Source organism: Stenotrophomonas sp. STK16_22 (assembly GCF_051984505.1).
GTDB classification, from domain to species: Bacteria; Pseudomonadota; Gammaproteobacteria; order Xanthomonadales; family Xanthomonadaceae; genus Stenotrophomonas; species Stenotrophomonas maltophilia_A.
Genome location: NZ_CP196972.1, coordinates 3308847 through 3329398 on the forward strand (window position 1 = coordinate 3308847; position 20552 = coordinate 3329398).

A 20552-nucleotide genomic window follows, 5' to 3' on the forward strand; every position below is an offset into this window, starting at 1 on the left:
GGGGCTTGGCGCGCTCTTGTCAGGTGAAGGGGTCAGCGGGCGATGGTCTGTGTACGCCAGATCTTCTTCTGCAGCTGCAGGATCCCGTACACCAGCGCCTCGGCGGTCGGCGGGCAGCCCGGGACGTAGACGTCCACCGGCACCACGCGATCACAGCCGCGCACCACAGAATAGGAGTAGTGGTAATAGCCGCCACCATTGGCGCAGCTACCCATCGAGATGACCCACTTCGGGTCCGGCATCTGGTCGTAGACCTTGCGCAGCGCCGGGGCCATCTTGTTGACCAGGGTACCGGCCACGATCATCACGTCGGACTGACGCGGCGACGGGCGGAACACCACGCCGTAGCGGTCAAGGTCCAGACGCGCGGCGCCGGCATGCATCATCTCGACCGCGCAGCAGGCCAGACCGAAGGTCATCGGCCACATCGAGCCGGTGCGCGCCCAGTTCAGCAGTGCATCGACGCTGGTGGTGACGAAGCCCTTTTCCAGCAGCGGGTTGTCGCCTTCCGGCCGCAGGATGTCATCAACCCGGCCTTCCGGCGTGGGGTTGTTCATGAGGCCATCGAGAGTCTGAATCACTCCCATTCCAGCGCTCCCTTCTTCCAGACGTAAATGAAACCGAGGAACAGCATGCCGACGAACAGGCCCATGGTGATGAGCGAACGGGCACCCAGCTCCATGAAGACCTGGGTCCACGGCACGATGAAGATGATTTCCAGGTCGAAGACGATGAACTGGATCGCGATCAGGTAGTAGCGCACGTCGAACTTCATGCGCGCGTCTTCGAAGGCCTCGAAGCCGCACTCGTACGGCGACAGCTTTTCCAGATCGGGGCGGCGGGGACCGAGGAATCGACCAACCAGCATCAGCGTAATGCCGATACCGGTGGCAACGATCAGAAACAGCAGAGACGGCAAATATTCGGCCAGCACAGCGATTCTCTCTTGCCTCTGCCGCCGCGCCTGCAGGCGCTTTGGCATGGGGGAGTGGACGGGAATCTGCCTGGCGCCTTGCGCGCCAGACGAACCCGCTTTACTTACAAATGGTGCCCAAGAGGGGACTCGAACCCCTACGACTTGCGTCGCTACCACCTCAAGGTAGTGCGTCTACCAATTCCGCCACCTGGGCAAACGATCACATCAGACTATCTTCCCGATGCGCCGCGTATTGTAACCGGCTTCAGTCTTTCTGGGAGCCTTCCGAAGGCTTTTCTTCACCAGAAACCGAAGATTCCGCCTGAGCCGGCACATTCGCGGCCGGAACCGGGGCGGCCGGGACCGCATCGGCCTTCGGAACGGCCGGCAGTTCGCCCGCCGGAGCCGCCGGAGCGACTGCCGCCGGGGCGGACATCAGGCCCAGATCCTGGTCGGCCGCCGGGCGGCTGCCATGACCGGCATACCAGGCCATGAAGAGGCTGATACCGAAGAACACGACAGCCAGCCACTTGGTCGACTTGGACAGGAAGTTCGAGGCGCCGCGCGCACCGAACACCGTACCCGAGGCACCGGCACCAAAGCCCGAACCCGCCGCCGCACCCGAGCCACGCTGCATCAGGATCAGCGCGATCATGGCCACAGCGACCAGCACGTAGACGACATTGAGGATCAACATCAGCATTGGAAACCGCCCTCGGACAAAACTTCTAGGATTAGTTCGCGGCCGCCGCCCGTGCGATGGCCAGGAAGTCCGCGGCTACCAGGGAGGCGCCGCCGACCAGCCCACCATCGACATCCGGCTGCGCGAACAGTTCCCCGGCATTGTCGGGCTTCACGCTACCGCCGTAAACAATGGGCAGTGAATCAGCGATTCTAGCATCGATACGCGCGACTTCGCCACGGATGAACGCGTGCACCTGCTGCGCCTGCTCCTTGGTAGCGGTACGGCCGGTACCGATGGCCCAGACCGGCTCGTAGGCGACCACGGCCTTGGCGAAACCGGCCGCGCCGACCAGCTCCAGCACCGGCGCCAGCTGGCCGGCGATGACCGCTTCGGTCTGCCCGGCCTCGCGCTGCTCCAGGGTCTCGCCCACGCACAGCACCGGCACCAGGCCGGCGTGCTGGGCGGCGGCGAACTTGCGCGCGACCAGCTCGCTGCTTTCATGGTGGTACTGGCGGCGCTCGGAATGGCCGACCAGGCCATAGCGGGCGCCGACCTCGACCAGCATGGCGGCACAGACCTCGCCGGTGTAGGCGCCCTTCTCGTTGCTGCTCACGTCCTGCGCGCCAAAGGCCAGGCCGGTCTCGCCGAAGTCCTCGACCAGCTCCCCCAGGTACGGCAGCGGCGGCAGGATCACCACGTCCACCCCCTCCAGCGGCAGCCCGGCGGCGACCTGCCCCAGCAGTTCATTGGCGAATTGACGGCTGCCATGCAGCTTCCAGTTTCCGGCGACGATCTTGCGGCGCATGAGCGGGTGGCTCCTGTGTGAAGTCAGCCGATCATGATACCCGTTACGGCAAAAATCCGTTTCCGTGTAAGCGGTTACATGGATTTTCAGCCAACGGCGCAGCCCCTCGTGGCGGGGGCGGGGTTGGGTTGGTCGCGGAGAGCCCGGTTGGATTTGGGGCTTGGCCGGGCGGGTGGGACTGCGCAGGGGGCGCTGCAAGTCCCCCTCCGGGGCCCGGCCCAGCCGCTGGCGGCTGTGCGTTCGGGCGCTTGCGAAGCAGTGCTTCGCAAGCAAAGCGCCCTCCCCCCTGTAAGCTCGGTCGCCGCTTGCTCGTGTGCGCTGTCCTGCACACACGAGCAAGACCCGGGTTGGGCGTCCTGCCCAACGCGCCCGAGGCATGCCTCGGGCCCATGCGGCTCACGCCCCTGCGCAGCCCCACCCGCCCGGCCTCTGACACATTCCGGCGGTTCCGCCCGCCACGGAAAGAAATAAGAAGATCAAAAGCAAAAGCGGCAGTGTGGGTAGCTGCCCGCACCCATGGCGTGGATCTACCGTGTCGACCAAGGTCGACACCTACCGGAAATCGCGATTTACCCACCGTCACCGGGAAACTGTCGAAGGCGGGGAGGTGTCGGATGGCGGGGTGTCCGCGGCATGGATGCCGCGGCCAAGCCCCCAGGACGGGTTCACGGCGTCCCCGCCATCCGACACCTCCCCGCCTCCCCACGGAACATCCCAGAGCCGCTTTGGCTTTGGACTTGCCGGCCAGCGGCCGGCACTACCGCGGGTGCGGGGCGCAGCCCTGCTGACTCGTCCTGCCATAGGTTGACACCGATGGGTGGATGGTCCGGCCGCCGTCAGGCGGCCAAAGACGCCCGATGCATCGCATCGGGCGTCTGCATTTTAAGGGACAGGTGGGGGCGCTCAGCGTTGTAGATGTCTACGGCCTCAGCCACCATCTGGCGGGCTTGCCCCAGGTCCCGTGGGCGATGAAGCAGGAACTCGCACTTGAGGATCCCGTTGACTCGCTCTGCCAGAGCGTTCTGATAGCAGTCGTAGCCGTCGGTCATCGAGCAGGTCAGGCCGTGCCGCGCATGGATCTTCTGGTAGTAATCCGAGCAGTACTGGATTCCACGATCAGAGTGATGGATCAGCTTCTGCGGTGTCTTTCTCCCTTTCAGCGCCATCTCCAGCGCCTGAGCTACCTGCTCTGTCTGTAGCGTTTCATGCACGCTCCAGCCCACGATCTTGCGCGACCAGGCATCGGTGACCAGGCTCAGATACACGAACTTCCCCTGCGTCGGCAGATAGGTGATGTCCGCCACCCACACCTGCTCGCTACCGGTTGGTATTACGCATCCTTGGCCAGGTTTGAGCAGATTCGGATGCCTGCGAAAGCGATGATGGCTGTCGGTAGTCTTGTGATAAGCCCGACGTTTCGGTACCAGCAGGCGCGCTTCCCGAAGTACGTCAAACAACCGGTCACGCCCCATGGTGATTCCCGCCGCCTGCAGCTTCGGTCCGATCAAATGGTGCAACTTGCGCGTCCCGATCCGTGGCTGCCGCACGCGGCAATCGCTCACCAGCGCCAGTGCTTTGGTCTCGCTGGCGCGTCGTCGTTGATGCCGGCACCCCGCTTGATAGAACGCCTGTCGACTGATGCCGAAATGGCGGCAAGCCCTTGCCACGCTTACGCCTTTGAGGCGCCCTTGCGTGAGGACTTGCCTGAAGGCTTTTTTACGATGCGCACCCCGTAATCCTCTTTGAGGACATCCACGATGGCTTCGAAAAGCTGTGCTTTCTCGTTGGCCTCCCGCAACTGGACCTGCAGGGCCTTGATCTGTTGTTCCGGCGTCAGCGGCGTGGCCGGTCCACTTTTGGGAGAAGTCGTCATGGGGGCAGATGATGCACCACCTGACCAATCCTGCCGACCATGGCGGCGAAGCCACTTCAGAACCGTGCTGCTACCTTGGATACCGTATCGCTCCTGAGCCTTCTTATAGGTCAGTTCTCCACGCTCGACCTGATCGACCACGGACAACTTGAAGGCCAGCGAGTAATCCCGCTGACTGCGCCTGATTGTTGATTTCATTGAACATTCCTTTTCCAGAGGGAAAAAGTGTCAACCCAATTCAGGACGGGTCATGCTAAAGAAAAAGGCCGCCTTTCGGCGGCCTCACTTCTCATTACTTCAGCTTGATCTCGCGCAGGCGTTCCTCGAGGAAGCCGTGGGCGGTGATCGCCTCCGGGTACCGGCTCGGGTTCTCCGGGGTGATGCAGGACGGCAGCACGTCGATCAGATAGTCCGGGTTCGGATGCAGGAAGAACGGCACCGAGTAGCGCGGCTGGCGCGCCAGCTCACCCGGGGGGTTGACCACGCGATGGATGGTCGACGGGTACACGTGGTTGGTCAGGCGCTGCAGCATGTCGCCGATGTTGACCACGATGGTGTCCGCGTCCGAGGTGAACGGCACCCACTCGCCCTCGTGCGACTGCACTTCCAGGCCCGCGGCGCTGGCGCCGACCAGCAGGGTGATGAAGTTGATGTCGCCATGCGCGCCGGCGCGCACGTTCGGGATGTCGTCGGTGGTGATCGGCGGGTAGTGGATCGGGCGCAGGATCGAGTTACCGAAGTTGGTCTTGTCGGCGAAGAAGTCTTCCGGCAGGCCGATGTGCAGGGCCAGCGCCGACAGTACGCGCGAACCCAGGTTGTCCAGCGCCTGGTACAGGCCGTAACCGCGCTCGCGGAAGCCCTCGACCTCGGTCGGCCACAGGTTCGGCGCCATCACGTCGCGGTACTTGGAGTCGTCGGCGATCTCGCGACCGATGTGCCAGAACTCCTTCAGGTCGAAATGCTTGGAGCCCTTGGCGGTCTCCACGCCGAACGGGGTGTAGCCGCGGGCGCCGCCACTGCCGGCCACGTGGTACTTGCGCTTGACCTCCTCCGGCAGGGCGAAGAAGGCCTTGAAGGCATCGTAGGCCGCGTCGATGTCGGCCTGCGGGATGCCGTGGTTGCGGATGCCCGCGAATCCCCATTGGCGGTAGGCCGCGCCCAGCTCGGCCACGAAGGCCTCGCGGTCGCTGTCGAAACGGGTGATGTCGAGGGTGGGGATCTGGCTCACAGCGGTTCCTGGCTTGTCGTTGGGTCTGGAAGGGCCAGCGCATTCATGGCCCACCTGAACATTGTGACAGATCGCCCGGGGGACGCCACTCGATACGAAGAAACAAACCGATACAATGCGCAACCCGCGCGCGGATTAACGATTCCGTCACAACCGGGACTCCCGCCCCTGTTCCACCTGCCGCCTCCGTCCTTCATGCGCCCTGCTGCTCCTTCTGCCAACACCTCCCTGCCCTCCGGCCCGGCACGTCACTGGCGCCGATTGGCCTGGTGGTCGCTGTTCGTGGCCGGCAACGCGCTGCTGGCGATGGCGATCACGCTCGGCAACGTACCGCTGGCCGACAACCCCGGTGGCGCAATCGGCCTGGTTTACCTGTCCGTCGCTCTGCCGGGGCATCTGCTCGCCTTCGGTGCCCTCGCAGGCCTGCTGCCGCTGCTGCTGGGCCTGTGGCCGCGCAGCGCGCGCACGCTGAGCATCAGCGCCGTGCTGCTGCAGGGCCTGTGGCTGTGCCTGCTGCTGGTTGATGCGAAGGTTTTCACTCTGTATCGGTTCCACCTCAATGCCATGGTGGTGAACATGGTGTTCGGCGGCGCGCTGCAGGACCAGGTCGCGTTGTCCTGGAAAACCTGGCTGCAGGCCGGACTGCTGGTCGCCGCCATCTTCGCCGCCGAAGGCCTGCTGGCCTGGGCATGCTGGAAGCTGTTGCCCGCCCTGCCCCGCCGCCGCCGGGTCCTGCAGGCCTGGGCGGTGGTCGCTCTGCTGATGGGGGGGGGCCAGGTCGCCACCGCCTACTACGATGCCCGCGGCGACCGCGACGTCATCGCGCAGTGGAACTACCTGCCCTGGGCGCAGCCGATCACCGCCAAGAGCTTCATGCGCAAACTGGGCGTTGTCAGCGAACAGCAGGCCGGCCTGCCTGACCCGCGCCATGCGCAGCTGCTGTATCCGCTGCAGCCCCTGCGCTGCCAGAACCCGCATCGGCCGAATGTGCTGATGGTGGTGCTGGAGTCGCTGCGCCAGGACGCCATGACGCCGCAGCTGATGCCCAATACGACGGCACTGGCACAGGCTTCGCGCGTGTACGACCAGCATTTCAGCACCGGCAATGCCACCCGCTACGGCCTGTTCGGCCTGCTCTACGGCCTGCCCGGCGGCTACTGGCAGAGCATGCTGGACGAACAGCGCGGCTCGCAGCTGTTCCAGGTGCTGGGCCAGCAGGGCTACGACCTGCACCTGTACGGCAGCGCGCCGCTGTACAGCCCGGAGTTCGACCGCACCGCCTTCGCCGACGTACGCGACCAGCTGCACCAGGGCCCCTCCGCCCTGACGCCCGACAAGCGTGACGCAGCCATCGTCACCGCGCTGCAGAACGACATCCGCACCAGCCAGGCCGCGCAGCACCCGTGGTTCGGCTTCGTGTTCCTCGACTCCACCCACGCCGGCTACCACCTGCCCGCCAGCTACCCGCCGGTGGCCACGCCGATGGCCAAGGAGATCGACTTCCTGTCCTTCGGCCCGGACCACGACCCGACGCCGGAGCTCAACCGCTACCGCACCGCCGTTCACTACGCCGACAGCCTGATCGGCTCGCTGCTGGACGACCTTCGCGCACAAGGCTTGGCCGAGAACACCATCGTGCTGGTCACCGGTGACCATGCCGAAGAGTTCAACGACCTCAAGCTGAACTACTGGGGCCACAACGGCAACTTCTCCGACTACCAGCTGCAGGTGCCGTTCGTGCTGCACTGGCCAGGCCAGGCCAGCGGCCATGAGATGCGCACCAGTTCGCATGAGGACTGGGTGCCGACGTTGATGCGCCACGCACTGGGCTGCGAGAACGCACTGAGCGACTTCAGTACAGGCCAGGACCTGCTGGCCGCGCCCACCACCAGCGAACGTGCGCTGGTGGTGGAGAGCTGGTCGCAGCGCGCGGTACGCCATGGCGATGCCATCTACGTGTTCGACAAGTTCGGCAACGCCACCGCGCTCGACCGGCAGTACCGTCCGCTGTCGCAGCAGGCGCCGGACGCCGCCGCCATCCGCTCCGCATGGGAAGCGCTGACCCGCTTCCGCAACCGCTGAACTTCAAGGACCGATCCTGCATGAACCGTCCGCTGCGCATCCTGCATACCGAAGCCGCCAAGGGAATGGGCGGGCAGGAGATCTACATCTTCCGGCACATGCAGGTGATGCGCGCGCGTGGCCATGAAGTGTCGTTGCTGTGCCAGCCCGATGCGCGCCTGGCCACACTGGCACGCGACGACGGTTTCACTGTGCATACGCTGCGCATGGGAGGCCTGGCGCGCCTGCTGCGCGGCGTGTGGTCGGTATCGCGACTGGTGCGTCGCGAACGCTACGACGTGGTCAACACCACCAGCCGCCGCGATGCGCTGATCGCCGCCGCCGGTGCACGCCTGGGCGGCACGCCGCTGGTGGTGCGCTCGCGCCACCTGATGAGCCCGGTCAATTCGCTGCTGACCTATACCGGGCTTCCGCACCGGGTGTTGACCGTCAGCAGCTTCGTCAAGCAGCTGCTGGCCGACCGTGGCATTCCGGCCGAGCGCATCGGCATCGTGCCGCCGATCGCGGTTCCGCCGCGCTGGAGCGAGATCCGCAAGGCCGATCCCTGGCAGTGCCTGCAGGACGCGCGCGCGCAGGTGCGTGCCGAGCTCGGTTTCGGCGAACAGGACATCGTGGTCGGCTGCGTGGCGGTACTGCGCGAGCCCAAGGGCCATGCCGACCTGCTGCAGGCGATGATCCCGCTGTGCAAGGCCAACCCGGACCTGCACCTGGTGATCGTCGGTGATGGCCAGGCCGTGACGGAACGACTGCAGGCGATGTGCGCCGAGCACGGCCTGCAGCGCCAGGTGCACCTGCTCGGCTACCGCGATGGAGCCTGCCGGCTGATGGCCGGCTTCGACATCTTCGCGCTGGCCTCGCACAAGGAAGCGGCCGGCACCGTGTTCCTGGAAGCGGCTTATGTGGGCGTACCGATCGTAGCCACGCGGGTGGGTGGCGTGCCGGAGATGGTGGTCGATGGCAGCAATGCGATCCTCACCCGTTTGGGAGACAATGCCGCCCTGACAGGTGCCTTGCGCCTGCTGGTGGACGACCCGGAACGGCGGCGGCAGATGGGCCGCGCTGGCTGGGACTGGATGCACGGCGCACACCGCTTCACGCCGGACGGCCACGGTGAAGCCACCGAACACTACTACCACCAGTGGCTGAAGGAGCTGGGACATGGCTGATGCGCGAACCGTTCCGGTGCTGATGCACCACCATGTCAGCCCTTCGCCGGGCATGATCACCGTGTCGCCGGAAAACTTCGAAAGCCAGATCGCGTGGCTGGCAGGCAATGGCTGGACCTCACTGACGCTGGACCAGTACGCCGGCTTCCTGGCCGGCAAGCCGGTGCCGCGCAAGTCGATCGTCATCACCTTCGACGATGGCTACCTGGACAACTGGGTGTATGCCCATCCGATTCTGCAGAAGTACGGCATGCATGCCGTGGTGTTCGTGGTCACCGGCTGGATGGGCGAAGGCCCGGAACGTCCGCATGCCGGCATTGCCGGAGCGACGCTGCCGTCGACGCCGGACCATCGCGGCTGCGAAGCGGCGATCTACGAGCAGGACCGCAGTGACGATGTGATGATGCGCTGGAGCGAAGCACGTGCGGCCATCGCCGCCGGCACCTTCGAAGTGCATTGCCACACCCATACCCACACCCGCTGGTTGCGCCGTGACGATCTGGACCGTGCGCAGCGCCGTGCAGGCCTGAGCCGGGATCTGGCGATCTCGCGCGAAGTCCTGCAGGACAAGCTTGGCGACGTGTCCGATACCTTGTGCTGGCCGTACGGTGATTTCGACCAGGATCACATCGAAGTGGCGCGCGAGCAGGGCTTCCGCTACCTGCACACCACCCACCCGTTCGGCCGCAACGTGATCGGTGGCGACCCGGAACGCATCTATCGTTTCGCGATCCGCAACCGCCCGGCCAACTGGCTGCGCAAGCGCATCCGCCTGAGTTACAACCCGCTGATCGCGCCGCTGTTCAATGGGTTCAAGGCACGCCAGAAGAAGATGGTGCCGGGGCCCTGAGCACGCCATCCTCCCGGGCCGCCGCAAAAGAAAACGCCCCGGAATTCCGGGGCGCTTTCTTTGTACGGATGTGCAGTCGCCTCAGCTGGCGGCTTCACGCACCGCAGCGGACAAGCGGTCCAGCGTCTGCTGCATCAGCGTAGCGTCATCGGCTTCCACGGTGACCCGAACCACCGGCTCGGTACCGGACGGCCGCAGGAACGCGCGGCCACGGCCGGCTACGGCCTGCTGCGCCACAGCCAGCGCGGACTGCACGCTTTCAGACTGCACCGTGGCCTTGGCCGAGACATTGCCCAGACGCACGTTGACGGTCTTCTGCGGCACCCGCACCAGGCCCTTCAGTGCCTGGCGCAGGGTCTGCCCACTGTTGCGCAGCGCGACCAGCACCTGCAGAGCGCTGACGATGCCATCACCGGTGGTGGCCCGGTCCAGGCACAGCAGATGGCCCGACGCTTCCCCACCGAGTACACCGCCGCCTTCGACCAATGCCTGGTGCACGTAGCGGTCACCAACGTTGCTGCGCACGAACGGGATCTGCAGATCGGCGAAAGCTTTCTCCACGCCGTAGTTGCTCATCAGCGTTCCGACCACCGGGCCGCGCAGGCGGCCTTCGTCCTTCCAGGCGCGGGCCAGGATGTACAGCAGGTCGTCACCGTCGACCGGGTTGCCCTGGTCGTCGGCCATCAGCACACGGTCGCCATCACCATCGAACGCGATGCCGAGATCGGCACGGGTCTCGCGGACTTTGGCCGCCAGGTTGTCGATATGGGTGGAACCCACACCAGCGTTGATGTTGACGCCGTTGGGCTCGGCACCGATGCCGATCACCTCGGCCCCCAGTTCGCGGAACAGCAGCGGTGCGATCTGGTAGGTGGCGCCGTGTGCGCAATCCAGCACCAGGCGCACGCCACGCAGGTCGAACGCGCGCGGCACGCTGGCCTTGCAGAACTCGATGTAGCGGCCGACCGCTTCACGCGCACGCGATGCCTTGCCCAGCTTCTCCGATTCGGCGGTGGTGAACGGAACGTCCAGCGCCGCTTCCAGGGCAAGTTCGGTGGCATCGTCGAGCTTCTCGCCCTGGGCCGAGAAGAACTTGATGCCGTTGTCGTAATGCGGGTTGTGCGAGGCGCTGATGACGATGCCGGCGTCCACGCCCAGCGTGCGGGTCAGGAACGCCACCGCCGGGGTCGGCATCGGCCCCAGCAGCTGTACGTCGGCGCCGGCGGCGACCAGACCGGCTTCCAGTGCCGCTTCGAACATGTAACCGGAAATGCGGGTGTCCTTGCCGATCACCACGATCGGCCGGCGCCCGTCCTGGCCGCGCTGGGCGACCAGGACACGGCCCAGGGCATTGCCCAGGCGCAGCACGAAGTCGGCCGAGATCACGCCCTGGCCGACCCGCCCACGGATGCCATCAGTACCGAAGTACTTGCGGCCTCCCATCAAGCCACCTCCGGCGCCGGCTGACGGCCCAGCATTGCCAGCAGATCGGACAGGCGGTCGCGCATTTCGCGGCGGTCGCAGATCTGGTCGATGGCACCGTGCTCCAGCAGGAACTCCGAGCGCTGGAAGCCCTCCGGCAGCTTCTCGCGCACGGTCTGCTCGATCACGCGCGGGCCGGCGAAGCCGATCAGCGCCTGCGGTTCGGCGATGTTGATGTCGCCCAGCATCGCGAACGAGGCCGACACACCACCGGTGGTCGGGTGGGTCAGCACCGAGATGTACGGCAGGCCCGCTTCACGCAGCTTGCCCAGCGCGGCCGAGGTCTTGGCCATCTGCATCAGCGAGAACAGGCCTTCCTGCATGCGCGCGCCGCCACTCTGCGAGAAGCACACGTACGGGGCGCCGATCTCGACCGCGGTTTCGGCGGCCAGCGCGAAACGCTCACCCACCACCGAGCCCATCGAGCCACCCATGAAGGCGAAGTCGAACGACGAGGCCACCAGCGCACGGCCCTTGAGCAGGCCGCGCATGGCGATCAGCGCGTCGTACTCGCCGGTGTTCTTCTGCGCGATCTTGATGCGCTCGCTGTACTTCTTCTGGTCCTTGAACTTGAGCAGGTCGGTCGGGCCCAGGCGCGCACCGATCTCGGTGGTGCTGTCGGCGTCGAACAGGGCGGCCAGGCGCGCACGTGCGCGGATCGCCATGTGGTGGCCGCACTTCGGGCAGACCTCCAGGTTCTCTTCCAGTTCCGGACGGTACAACGCGCTGCCGCAGTTGCTGCACTTTTCCCACAGGCCCTCGGGGACACTGCGCTTCTTGCTGGGGGTGTTGTCGGTGCGGATGCCGGACGGCATCAACTTGCTGAGCCAACTCATGCGGGAGGACACTTCCGTTCAGGGCGGCCCGAGGGCCGCAAAGGCGGACAGTCTAGCTCCGCTTTCCCTGCCCGTGCACCCCCTTGCCGGCCACGGAGCCGCCGGAAAAAACCATGCTGGGACGTACGTTTAGGTGCGGGGAAGTGCCAGCCGCTGGCCGGCAACCCTTGTCGCACACGCGGCCCAGGCGTGTGCCGGCCAGCGGCCGGCACTACCCCTCAGGCGTCCAGCGCCTGCCGCAGCGGAGCCAGGAAGGTTCGAGCGCGCTGTGCGGCCTCTTCAGCCGAGCCCGCTTCGGCCAGCGCCGCCACCAGCGCGCTGCCGACCACCACGCCGTCGGCCTGGCGGGCCATCGCCGTAGCACTGTCGGCATCCTTGATGCCGAAGCCGGCCACCACCGGCACCGAAGCACGCGCGCGCAACGCCTGCAGGCGGGCACTGGCGGCATCGCTGTCCAGGCGCTCGGACGCGCCGGTGACACCGGCAAAGCTGACGTAGTAGAGATAGCCACGGGCCAACGCCAGCAGCTTGTCGGCGCGCGCCTCGCTGGTAGTCGGCGACGCCAGCAGCACCAGCGCCAGGCCGGCTGCGTCGAACGCCTGCTGGGCCTCGCCCGCTTCTTCCGGCGGCAGGTCGACCAGCAGCACGCCGTCCACGCCGGCGTCCACGGCGGCCTTGGCGAAAGCCGCGTAGCCGTGGATCTCCACCGGGTTCAGGTAGCCCATCAGTACCACCGGGGTCTGCGCATCGCGCTCGCGGAACTGCGCCAGGGCCTGCAGCACGTAGCGGCTGCCAGCACCGCGCGCCAGCGCGCGCTCGGAGCTGCGCTGGATGGTCGGGCCATCGGCCATCGGGTCGGAGAACGGCACGCCCAGTTCGATCACGTCGGCGCCGGCATCGACCAGTGCGTGCATGACCGGCACGGTGGCCTCCAGCGAGGGATCACCGGCAGTGATGAAGGGAATCAGCGCCTTGCGCTGCTGCTCGCGCAGGCGCTGGAAACAAGCATCGAGTCGGGATACAGACATCTCAGGCACATCCTTCAATCAGTTCAATCGCATCGCTGGTCCCCCAGTACATCCGGGTGACCTTCCCTTCAAACAGTTCCAGGCGGATGCCCAGGTCCGAACCCGGGTCCTGCCAGGTGAGGTACTCGCCCTGGTCACCGTCGTAGGCATGCGGGCTGGACACCGGCGGTTTCGGGAACTGGGCCATGGCCTGGGCACGGGTCATGCCGATGCGCAGGCCGAACGGTCCCGGCTGTTCAACCGGCAGTTCCGGCTCGTCGCCCGGCTTCAGATCAAAACGGACCACGCGGTCGTCGTCGGTCATCATCGACACGCCCGGCGGCAGTCCCTTGCCGTCGTAGTACTCGCAGTCGCCTTCGAAGAATTCCTTCGCGCCCTGCGCCTTCCAGGGACCCAGTGCCTTCAGGTCACTCATGTGCTGGCCAACCAGCACGTCACCAGCATGATCCAGCGCCACCGAAGCCACCGCGGGCGCGTCATCGCCGCTCGTCCCTTCTTCGGAGGGGGCATCGACAATGGGCGTACGCGCCATCGGGTCAATATCATCGTTGGCGGCCTGCTGCACAGGCTGCGTGGTGGCCTTGGCGGCCGGTGCCAGCACCGGCGGCTCCGGCGGCTGGCACGCGGCCAAGCCCAGCGCCAGCAGCAGCACGCCGCTGTTCCGCAGCCGCGCGCTCACAGCACCAGCCCTTCGCGCGCGGCGATGGTGTGCACGTCCTTGTCGCCACGGCCGGACAGGTTGCACAGCACGATCTGGTCACGCGGTCGCTCACGCGCCAGCTTGATCGCCTGTGCCAGCGCATGGCTGGACTCCAGCGCCGGCAGGATGCCTTCGGTGTGCGCCAGCAGGTGGAAGGCCTGCAGCGCTTCCTCATCGGTGATGCCGAGGTAGCGTGCGCGGCCGGTATCGGCCAGGAACGCGTGCTCCGGCCCGACACCCGGGTAGTCCAGGCCGGCTGACACCGAGTGGGTCTCGATGATCTGGCCGTCGTCGTCGCACAGCACATAGGTGCGGTTGCCGTGCAGCACGCCCGGCCGACCCGCCGCGATCGATGCAGCGTGGCGCCCGGTGCTGATGCCATCACCGGCAGCTTCGGCGCCGACGATCTCGACCTGGCGATCATTGAGGAAGGCATGAAACAGGCCGATGGCATTGCTGCCGCCGCCGACGCAAGCGGTGATCGCATCCGGCAGGCGGCCGTACTCGGCCAGCATCTGCTCGCGTGCTTCACGGCCGACGATGGCGTTGAAATCGCGCACCATGCGCGGGTACGGATCCGGGCCGGCCACGGTGCCGATGATGTAGAAGGTGTCCTGCACGTTGGTCACCCAATCGCGCATCGCTTCGTTGAGCGCGTCCTTCAGGGTGGCCGAGCCGGAGGTGACCGGCACCACCGTCGCACCGAGCAGCTTCATTCGGTAGACGTTGATCTTCTGCCGCTCGATGTCGGTGGCGCCCATGTACACCACGCATTCCAGGCCCAAGCGCGCGGCAACGGTGGCACTGGCCACGCCATGCTGCCCGGCACCGGTCTCGGCGATGATGCGCTTCTTGCCCATCCGCGCGGCCAGCAGCGCCTGGCCGATGGTGTTGTTGATCTTGTGCGCACCGGTGTGGTTCAGGTCCTCGCGCTTGAGCAGGATCTGCGCACCGCCGACATGGTCGCTCAGGCGCTGGGCGTGGTAGATCGGGCTCGGCCGGCCCACGTAATGGGCCAGGTCGCGGTCATAGGCCAGCTGGAATTCGGGGTCCTGGCGGGCCTGGTCATAGGCCTGGGCCAGTTCCTGCAGCGGGCCGACCAGGGTTTCGGCGACGAAGCTGCCACCGTAGCGGCCGAAGTGGCCCTGGGCATCCGGGAAGGCGTGGTAGTCGGCAATGGGGGAGGCAGACATGGAAGCGACCGCTGGTTCGAGACAGGTGGATACTCTAGCGCACGGGTCGTGACCGGAAAATGGATATTATCTGGCGCATATCGTCAGGAAATCTCACATGAGTCGTTCCCTGCTGCCTCCCCTCAATGCGCTGCGTGCGTTCGAGGCCACCGCCCGTCTGGGCGGGGTTGGGCGCGCCGCGCAGGACCTGCATGTCACCCACGGCGCGGTCAGCCGGCAACTGAAGCTGCTGGAGGATCATCTCGGCCTGGCATTGTTCCAGCGTGCCGGCCGCGGGCTGCGCCTGACCGCTGCGGGCACGCGGCTGCAGGCCGCGTGCAGCGAGGCGTTCAGCGGCATCGAAGACTGCGTGCGCGAGCTGCGCCGGCCGACGGCGGCCCCAGCACTGGTGCTGGGCTGCAGCGGCAGCGTACTGGCGCGCTGGATGATCCCGCGCCTGCCCGTGCTGCAGGCCGCCCTGCCCGGCGTGCGCCTGCAGTGGTCGGCGCTGGATGGCAGTTTCACCGAAGCACAGGCGGCGCTGGATGCCGTGCTGCTGCTGGCGCAGGGGCCGTGGCCACGGGGCTGGCAGGTGCGTGAGCTGGCGCCGGAACGGGTCGGCGTGGTGGTGGCACCCTCGCATCCGGCCGCGCAGCGCCTGCGGCAGGTACCGCCCTCGGCGCTGCTGCAGGAAACGCTGCTGCACACCAGCTCACGGCCGCAGGCGTGGCCGGCGTGGGCGCAGGCGCACGATCTGGACACCGCGAAGCTGCAGCTGGGCACCGCTTTCGAACATCTGTACTACCTGCTGGAAGCAGCCGTGGCCGGGCTGGGCCCGGCGATCGCACCGGAGCCACTGGTGGCCGAAGATCTGGCAGCAGGCCGGCTGGTCGCACCGTGGGGGTTTACCGCCACCGGCGGCTTCTGGGTGCTGGCGCGGCCGGATGGCCCGGCCGATGCACGGGTGGACGCCCTGGCCGACTGGGCAGCAGCGCAACTGCAATGAGACGAGGCCCCGGGCGGCGTTCACCGCCCGGAGCCGGCAACACAGGCCTCAGCGACCGCCCATCGCGACCCGCTGCTGCTCCTCATGCACCTGCTGCTGGTGCGAAGGATCTGCCAGCAGCTTGGCACTGGTCTGCTCCAGCGACGGCGGCGCCTGGGCCAGGTCCACCGCGGTGCGGAAGCCCGGCGTCGTGCCCATCACGAACGCCTTGCCATCCTGCACCGTGATGCTCTGCAGCTTGTCGGCCGCGTCGATTCCGTTCTGCTTTGCATGCAGGGTGATATTGGCGGCAGCCTCTTCGGAAAACACGCTGGGAAGCTTGCTGCGGACGGCGTTGTGCAGTGCGTGGTCCGGATGCGATGCATCGTTCAGCGACGGCCCCTTCGGTACAGCCGCTGCAGGTTCATGGCCCTGCGCACGGCCCGCCGCCAGCGCGGCAGCGGTCTGGCGACCGACAATTCCATCGGCCACCAGCCCCTGCTGTTTCTGCAGCGCGATCACCGCTTCGCGGGTGTGATCACCAAAACGACCATCCTCTGACAACCGATGGCCCTGCGCATCACGCACACCGAGCTGGTTGAGAGTCTGCTGCAACGCCTGCACGTCCGCGCCACGCTGCCCCTGCTTCATCACCTCGCTGGCGGCCGCGTGTGATGCAGCCGGCTGCACGGTGGCGGTTGGCCGGGACAGCGCAGGTTCGCCATTGCCGTGCAGCGGCGCGCGCACCTGGAATTCCGGCTTCGGTGTCAGCGCACCAACGATGCGGGTGCTTCCGCCATCCCAGTACCCGCCCGGCCGGATGGTGACTTCGGCCGGCCCGGTGCTTCCCTGTGAACCGATGAACTGGATGTTTCCCTGCGCGTCGTAGCCTTTGAAAATGCCGACATGCTGGCCCTGCGACGAGGAGAACATCAGGATGTCGCCCTGCTTCAGCGATCCGTTCGGTTTGCGTGCTTCGGCAGCCGAGGTCACATCGAAATGCTCGCGTGCGTAAGCCGTGGTGTTCGCACCATTGAACAGCGTCGACGTAGTGAACCCCGCAGCGTTCTCGCCCCGCACGTCGTAACCCGCGTTCTTCAGGCCGCGCCATACGAACGCCGAGCAATCCACGCCGAAGCGTCCGTCACCATCGAGGTCACGCTCCAGCCGGCTGCTGTCGCGACCCGGGCGCGGATGGTCCGGGCGCCCGTATTCGTACTGGCGGCCTGAGGCCATGAAATGCTGATAGGCCTCGTTGTAGAGCGCGGCACTGCCGACTGCAGCCGAAGCCTGTGCCGCAGCGGGCGCCGCCGCTGAAGGCGTCTGTACCTGCGGTTGGGTCTGGGTCTGCACGGGCGCGGCCGCCGGAGTGCGCGTGGGTGGCTGCTGCGTGGCAACCTCACCCGGCTGCCAGCCCTCGAAACGGCGGATGCCGTCGGCCAGCACTTCACGCTCGCGCACGCTCATCTGGCCGACGGTCTTCGAGCGCAGGTCGACCCCCTGGCGATCGCCTTCGGCATAGATGGTGGCCGCCTGCTCCTTGTGGTGGGTGGTGCCGCTGTAATCCTTGGTGGAGTAGCTCGGCAGCATTTCCTCCACGGTCTTGTCGCCGAACCGGCGTTCGAGCAGCTGGATCTTCGCTACCCGGCCGGCTTCATAGCTTTCGAAAATCGCGTTGCCCCATTGGTCGAGATCGACCACGCCCTTGTAGCGCCCCTGCGCCGATTCCAGCGCCTGCTCGCGGGTACGCGGATTGGTCACCGTCTTGTCCGCGCTGCCGGCAAATTCAAACTTGAGATTGCCAGGATTGTTGTTGCGCCACGAGACGCTGCCGCCTGATCGTTCGACGACACTGCCATCGTCCATTTCCAGCGTGCGTGTGGTACCTACGCTGCTGACCAGCCGGGTGATTTTCGGATCCGACATGAGCTGTTCCTTTGCCAGTGGTTGATTGGACCGCTCCCCTGGCGGTGATTACATTCCGTTGGAAAACACGTCGAGCACGTCCGCACTGACCCAGCCCTGTGCGCAGTTCCCGGCGTAACGTCCCGGCGCCGCCGCATGGCAGGCCTCGCCCCCCGTGGTCGCCAGGCCAGTGATCGGCCTGTCGCCATAGGTGTCACACAACGTGTTGCCCTTGCACTTGCCGACCGTCGCAGCGGGAACCGCAACGACGTAATAGAACAGCGGATTCTGTCCGGTGCGTCCGATGCCCTGCACGCAGACCAGCTGCCCCTTCGACAGCTTCGCGGTCACGCTGGCCTTGCTGCCGGTGGATGGCACCGCACTCAACGTCTCCACGCCCTTGGCATCGGCTACGCCCGCGAAGAAACCCTGGTCGCCACAGTCCGGCGACAGTTCGACATCGTAGAAATCACCGCTGTCCACATCGCCGGCCGTGCAGCCGCTGCCCGTACTGGCGTTGCTGCATTTCACGCCACTGGCCTGGATCAGCGCAGTCAGGCCGTCGGCTGCCGGTGCTGCCGCCGGAACCGTGGCCGGTACTGTGGCAGGTGCATCTGCCGGTGCGGCAGCGGCCGGTGCCGATGCGGTCGGGGCGGATGAGTCACCGGCCGCACACGCGCCCAAGGCAAGCAGCAGGCCGGGCACGAGCGTCAGGCGGGCCAAGCGGATACGGCGGAAAGAGAGATGGGGCATATCCATTGCGTCCTCGTTCGAAAGGTAAGGCGTATCTCAGGAGCGCGGCCAGCGACACGCACACGGCATCGCACCCAGCCAAGACAGGCTGGGCGCATTGTGTCCGATCAGATGTTCGGAGGGTGTCGACTTTTTGGCGCTGGAACCTGAATTACCCGAAAGCGTGATATTCATCGCATTCAGGATTCGCCCGCCTTCACGGCACGGCGGAATGCACCGTCGACGATGACATTCCGGGTGACCCCTCAGGTGACGCGGATCACTCCAGAACGGTGCAATCCGCGCGACGCACTTCTTCGACGAAGGTGCGCATTTTGTAGCCGTCCTTGATGCCCGGCTCCAGCTCGATACCGCTGGAGACGTCCACGCCCCACGGCAGCGTCGCCAGCACAGCATCGTAGACGTTCTCAGGGTTCAGGCCACCGGCCAGCAGGAACGGCCGGTGCAACCCGGTCGGAACGCGGCCCCAGTCGAACGCCACGCCGGTGCCGCCACCGCCACCCGGGGCGTGGCTGTCGAACAGGAAGCCGGCAGCGCTGGGGTAGCGCAGCTGCAGGGTGCGGGCGTTGACCTCTTCACGGCCGCCCATGGCGATCGCCTTCAGGTACGGCATGTTGAAGCTGCGGCAGAAGCTTTCGTCTTCCTCACCATGGAACTGCAGCAGGGTCGGACGTACCGTACGCAGCACCTCGCGCACTTCCTCCTTGCTGTTGTTGCGGAACAGCGCCACCACGTCGACCATCGGCGCGATCGCCTGGCGCATCGCGCGGGCCTCGGCCGGTGCAACCCGGCGGCTGCTCTCGCGGGCAAAGATGAAACCCACTGCGTCCACGCCCAGCTCACCGGCCAGGCGGACGTCGCCGGCACGGGTCATTCCACAGAACTTGATGCGCGTACGGTAGTAGGAACGGCTCATAGCGTGACCTCGGCGGGCAGATGCCAGTTGTCGGGGTACAGGGGCCCAAGGAACACCAGGCCCTGCGGCGGTGCGGTGGGACCAGCTACGGTGCGGTCGCGCCCGGCCAGCAGTTCGGCGATCCATTCCACCGGTTTTTCGCCGCTGCCCACCAGGATCAACGATCCGACGATATTGCGGACCATGTGATGAAGAAATGCATTGCCACGTACTGCGACTTCGATCACTTCGCCATGACGGCTGACCTGCAGCGACTGCAGTTCACGCCGCGCATGCAGCGCCTGGCACTGCACCGAACGGAACGCGCTGAAGTCATTCTCACCAAGCAATGCCTGGCCGGCGGCATGCATCAGGGTCTCGTCCAGCGCACGGCGCTCCCAGCTCAGAGTCTGCCGGTCCAGCGCCGGCCGTACCTCGCGGTTGAGCAGCCGATAGCGATAGCGGCGCGCACGCGCGGAGAAGCGGGCGTGGAAATCATCGGCCACCGGCACGCACCAGCGCACTGCGATCGAGCGCGGCAGGCGGGTGGTGGTGCCGAGCATCCAGGCGCGCGGATCGCGCACCACGTCGGTATCGAAATGCACGACCTGGCACTGGCCATGCACGCCGGCATCGGTGCGGCCGGCGCAGACCACCTGCAGCGGCGCGTCAGCCACCGATGACAGGGCCTGCTCGAGGCTGGCCTGCACGCTGGGACCACCCTCGCCCAGGTTCTGCCAGCCCCTGAAATCGCTGCCGTCGTACTCGACGCCAAGCGCATAACGCATGTGCTACCTCGATGTTGCGGATGGGGCGGCGCTCAGGCCGGATCGCGTTCGGACCAGACCGCCAGTTCGTTGCCACCGGGCTCGACGAACTGGAAGCGGCTGCCACCGGGGAAGGAAAACACCGCGCGCACGATCTCGCCGCCGGCGTCGCGCACGGCGGCCTCAACCGGTGCCAGTGCGTCGGCATACAGCACCAGCAGCGGTGCACCGCTGTCGCTGGCCCGCTGCGGCTGGCCACGGAAGAAGCCGCCCTGCAGGCGGCCATCGTCGAACGCCGTGTAGTCGCTGCCGTAGTCGACGAACGACCAGCCGAACACCTTCTCGAAGAAGGCACGGCTGGCAGCCGGGTCGCTGGACGCGAATTCAACGTAGTCGATGCGGCGTTCGCGGCTCATGGCAAGGT

Annotated in this window: 20 protein-coding genes and 1 tRNA gene; 4 read left to right on the forward strand and 17 right to left on the reverse strand. The window is 66.4% G+C overall.

Annotated features, from left to right (window positions below; translation table 11 throughout):
- Nucleotides 1–32: 32 nt before the first annotated feature.
- The 7 genes from ACSYAO_RS15550 to ACSYAO_RS15580 all read right to left on the reverse strand — a co-directional run bounded on the left by ACSYAO_RS15550 (nt 33) and on the right by ACSYAO_RS15580 (nt 5507).
- A complete protein-coding gene (locus ACSYAO_RS15550; RefSeq protein ID WP_005410463.1) occupies nt 33–587 on the reverse strand; it encodes a NuoB/complex I 20 kDa subunit family protein in 555 nt (184 codons plus the stop codon).
- The gene (locus tag ACSYAO_RS15555) at nt 578–934 is read right to left on the reverse strand and encodes an NADH-quinone oxidoreductase subunit A (protein WP_008265012.1); all 357 of its coding nucleotides are present in this window, start codon (nt 932–934) and stop codon (nt 578–580) included. The genes ACSYAO_RS15550 and ACSYAO_RS15555 overlap by 10 nt, the downstream gene beginning before the upstream one ends.
- Nucleotides 935–1045: 111 nt before the next feature.
- Nucleotides 1046–1130 (reverse strand) — tRNA-Leu (locus ACSYAO_RS15560).
- Nucleotides 1131–1181: 51 nt separating this feature from the next.
- A complete protein-coding gene (gene secG / locus ACSYAO_RS15565; RefSeq protein WP_010486424.1) occupies nt 1182–1619 on the reverse strand; it encodes a preprotein translocase subunit SecG in 438 nt (145 codons plus the stop codon).
- Nucleotides 1620–1650: 31 nt separating this feature from the next.
- Nucleotides 1651–2406 (reverse strand): triose-phosphate isomerase, encoded by a 756-nt coding sequence (gene tpiA, locus ACSYAO_RS15570; protein ID WP_032128643.1) that lies wholly within the window; start codon nt 2404–2406, stop codon nt 1651–1653.
- Between the two features lie 836 nt (nt 2407–3242).
- A protein-coding gene (locus tag ACSYAO_RS15575; RefSeq protein WP_223224739.1) for an IS3 family transposase occupies nt 3243–4477 on the reverse strand; the annotation gives its coding sequence in 2 pieces (ribosomal slippage) (nt 3243–4126 and nt 4126–4477; 1236 coding nt in all).
- Nucleotides 4478–4571: 94 nt separating this feature from the next.
- On the reverse strand, nt 4572–5507 hold the full coding sequence (locus ACSYAO_RS15580) for an isopenicillin N synthase family dioxygenase (RefSeq protein WP_032128257.1): 936 nt from the start codon (nt 5505–5507) through the stop codon (nt 4572–4574).
- Nucleotides 5508–5702: 195 nt separating this feature from the next.
- On the opposite strand from ACSYAO_RS15580, the gene ACSYAO_RS15585 reads away from it, so the two are divergent.
- The 3 genes from ACSYAO_RS15585 to ACSYAO_RS15595 are packed head-to-tail and all read left to right on the forward strand — an operon-like array spanning nt 5703 to nt 9605.
- Nucleotides 5703–7589 carry a DUF3413 domain-containing protein gene (locus ACSYAO_RS15585; protein WP_049463486.1) on the forward strand — a complete coding sequence of 629 codons (1887 nt, stop codon included), beginning with the start codon at nt 5703–5705 and terminating at the stop codon, nt 7587–7589.
- 20 nt (nt 7590–7609) lie between these two features.
- Complete coding sequence (locus tag ACSYAO_RS15590; RefSeq protein WP_032128255.1) at nt 7610–8755, forward strand: glycosyltransferase family 4 protein; 1146 nt, start codon at nt 7610–7612, stop codon at nt 8753–8755.
- Nucleotides 8748–9605 carry a polysaccharide deacetylase family protein gene (locus ACSYAO_RS15595; protein ID WP_032128254.1) on the forward strand — a complete coding sequence of 286 codons (858 nt, stop codon included), beginning with the start codon at nt 8748–8750 and terminating at the stop codon, nt 9603–9605. The genes ACSYAO_RS15590 and ACSYAO_RS15595 overlap by 8 nt, the downstream gene beginning before the upstream one ends.
- A gap of 81 nt (nt 9606–9686) precedes the next feature.
- Here the strand turns inward: ACSYAO_RS15595 and glmM are convergent, their stop codons facing one another.
- From glmM to trpB, 5 genes are all read right to left on the reverse strand, one after another.
- Nucleotides 9687–11048 carry a phosphoglucosamine mutase gene (gene glmM, locus ACSYAO_RS15600; RefSeq protein WP_032128253.1) on the reverse strand — a complete coding sequence of 454 codons (1362 nt, stop codon included), beginning with the start codon at nt 11046–11048 and terminating at the stop codon, nt 9687–9689.
- Nucleotides 11048–11923: an acetyl-CoA carboxylase, carboxyltransferase subunit beta gene (gene accD, locus ACSYAO_RS15605; protein WP_005410473.1), complete on the reverse strand. Its 876-nt coding sequence runs from the start codon at nt 11921–11923 to the stop codon at nt 11048–11050. The genes glmM and accD overlap by 1 nt, the downstream gene beginning before the upstream one ends.
- A 218-nt stretch (nt 11924–12141) precedes the next feature.
- Nucleotides 12142–12951, reverse strand: coding sequence for a tryptophan synthase subunit alpha (gene trpA, locus ACSYAO_RS15610; protein ID WP_049463483.1), 810 nt, complete (start codon nt 12949–12951; stop codon nt 12142–12144).
- A 1-nt stretch (nt 12952) separates the two neighbouring features.
- The gene (locus tag ACSYAO_RS15615) at nt 12953–13630 is read right to left on the reverse strand and encodes a hypothetical protein (RefSeq protein ID WP_049463482.1); all 678 of its coding nucleotides are present in this window, start codon (nt 13628–13630) and stop codon (nt 12953–12955) included.
- On the reverse strand, nt 13627–14844 hold the full coding sequence (gene trpB / locus ACSYAO_RS15620) for a tryptophan synthase subunit beta (protein WP_032128250.1): 1218 nt from the start codon (nt 14842–14844) through the stop codon (nt 13627–13629). The genes ACSYAO_RS15615 and trpB overlap by 4 nt, the downstream gene beginning before the upstream one ends.
- A gap of 97 nt (nt 14845–14941) precedes the next feature.
- Between trpB and ACSYAO_RS15625 the strand changes: the two genes are divergently transcribed.
- Entirely contained in the window at nt 14942–15829 is an 888-nt protein-coding gene (locus ACSYAO_RS15625; protein ID WP_032128249.1) for a LysR family transcriptional regulator, read from the forward strand.
- A 48-nt stretch (nt 15830–15877) separates the two neighbouring features.
- Here the strand turns inward: ACSYAO_RS15625 and ACSYAO_RS15630 are convergent, their stop codons facing one another.
- The 5 genes from ACSYAO_RS15630 to ACSYAO_RS15650 all read right to left on the reverse strand — a co-directional run bounded on the left by ACSYAO_RS15630 (nt 15878) and on the right by ACSYAO_RS15650 (nt 20544).
- Nucleotides 15878–17734, reverse strand: a complete 1857-nt coding sequence (locus ACSYAO_RS15630; protein WP_080356591.1) for a C40 family peptidase — start codon at nt 17732–17734, stop codon at nt 15878–15880.
- A gap of 48 nt (nt 17735–17782) precedes the next feature.
- Nucleotides 17783–18472 (reverse strand): hypothetical protein, encoded by a 690-nt coding sequence (locus tag ACSYAO_RS15635; protein ID WP_080356590.1) that lies wholly within the window; start codon nt 18470–18472, stop codon nt 17783–17785.
- 253 nt (nt 18473–18725) lie between these two features.
- Nucleotides 18726–19382: a phosphoribosylanthranilate isomerase gene (locus tag ACSYAO_RS15640; protein ID WP_019660598.1), complete on the reverse strand. Its 657-nt coding sequence runs from the start codon at nt 19380–19382 to the stop codon at nt 18726–18728.
- Nucleotides 19379–20149 (reverse strand): tRNA pseudouridine(38-40) synthase TruA, encoded by a 771-nt coding sequence (truA, locus tag ACSYAO_RS15645; RefSeq protein ID WP_049398724.1) that lies wholly within the window; start codon nt 20147–20149, stop codon nt 19379–19381. Before truA ends, ACSYAO_RS15640 begins: the two co-directional genes overlap by 4 nt.
- A 32-nt stretch (nt 20150–20181) precedes the next feature.
- Nucleotides 20182–20544, reverse strand: coding sequence for a VOC family protein (locus ACSYAO_RS15650; RefSeq protein ID WP_032128247.1), 363 nt, complete (start codon nt 20542–20544; stop codon nt 20182–20184).
- Between the last annotated feature and the right edge of the window lie 8 nt (nt 20545–20552).

Coding starts and splice junctions, on each gene's coding strand:
- secG (WP_010486424.1), bottom strand. CDS start 1,619: ATGCTGATGTTGATCCTCAATGTCGTCTACGTGCTGGTCGCTGTGGCC.
- trpA (WP_049463483.1), bottom strand. CDS start 12,951: ATGTCTGTATCCCGACTCGATGCTTGTTTCCAGCGCCTGCGCGAGCAG.
- ACSYAO_RS15650 (WP_032128247.1), bottom strand. CDS start 20,544: ATGAGCCGCGAACGCCGCATCGACTACGTTGAATTCGCGTCCAGCGAC.
- ACSYAO_RS15635 (WP_080356590.1), bottom strand. CDS start 18,472: ATGGATATGCCCCATCTCTCTTTCCGCCGTATCCGCTTGGCCCGCCTG.
- ACSYAO_RS15640 (WP_019660598.1), bottom strand. CDS start 19,382: ATGAGCCGTTCCTACTACCGTACGCGCATCAAGTTCTGTGGAATGACC.
- ACSYAO_RS15590 (WP_032128255.1), top strand. CDS start 7,610: ATGAACCGTCCGCTGCGCATCCTGCATACCGAAGCCGCCAAGGGAATG.
- accD (WP_005410473.1), bottom strand. CDS start 11,923: ATGAGTTGGCTCAGCAAGTTGATGCCGTCCGGCATCCGCACCGACAAC.
- ACSYAO_RS15630 (WP_080356591.1), bottom strand. CDS start 17,734: ATGTCGGATCCGAAAATCACCCGGCTGGTCAGCAGCGTAGGTACCACA.
- glmM (WP_032128253.1), bottom strand. CDS start 11,048: ATGGGAGGCCGCAAGTACTTCGGTACTGATGGCATCCGTGGGCGGGTC.
- ACSYAO_RS15625 (WP_032128249.1), top strand. CDS start 14,942: ATGAGTCGTTCCCTGCTGCCTCCCCTCAATGCGCTGCGTGCGTTCGAG.
- tpiA (WP_032128643.1), bottom strand. CDS start 2,406: ATGCGCCGCAAGATCGTCGCCGGAAACTGGAAGCTGCATGGCAGCCGT.
- ACSYAO_RS15550 (WP_005410463.1), bottom strand. CDS start 587: ATGGGAGTGATTCAGACTCTCGATGGCCTCATGAACAACCCCACGCCG.
- truA (WP_049398724.1), bottom strand. CDS start 20,149: ATGCGTTATGCGCTTGGCGTCGAGTACGACGGCAGCGATTTCAGGGGC.
- ACSYAO_RS15585 (WP_049463486.1), top strand. CDS start 5,703: ATGCGCCCTGCTGCTCCTTCTGCCAACACCTCCCTGCCCTCCGGCCCG.
- ACSYAO_RS15595 (WP_032128254.1), top strand. CDS start 8,748: ATGGCTGATGCGCGAACCGTTCCGGTGCTGATGCACCACCATGTCAGC.
- trpB (WP_032128250.1), bottom strand. CDS start 14,844: ATGTCTGCCTCCCCCATTGCCGACTACCACGCCTTCCCGGATGCCCAG.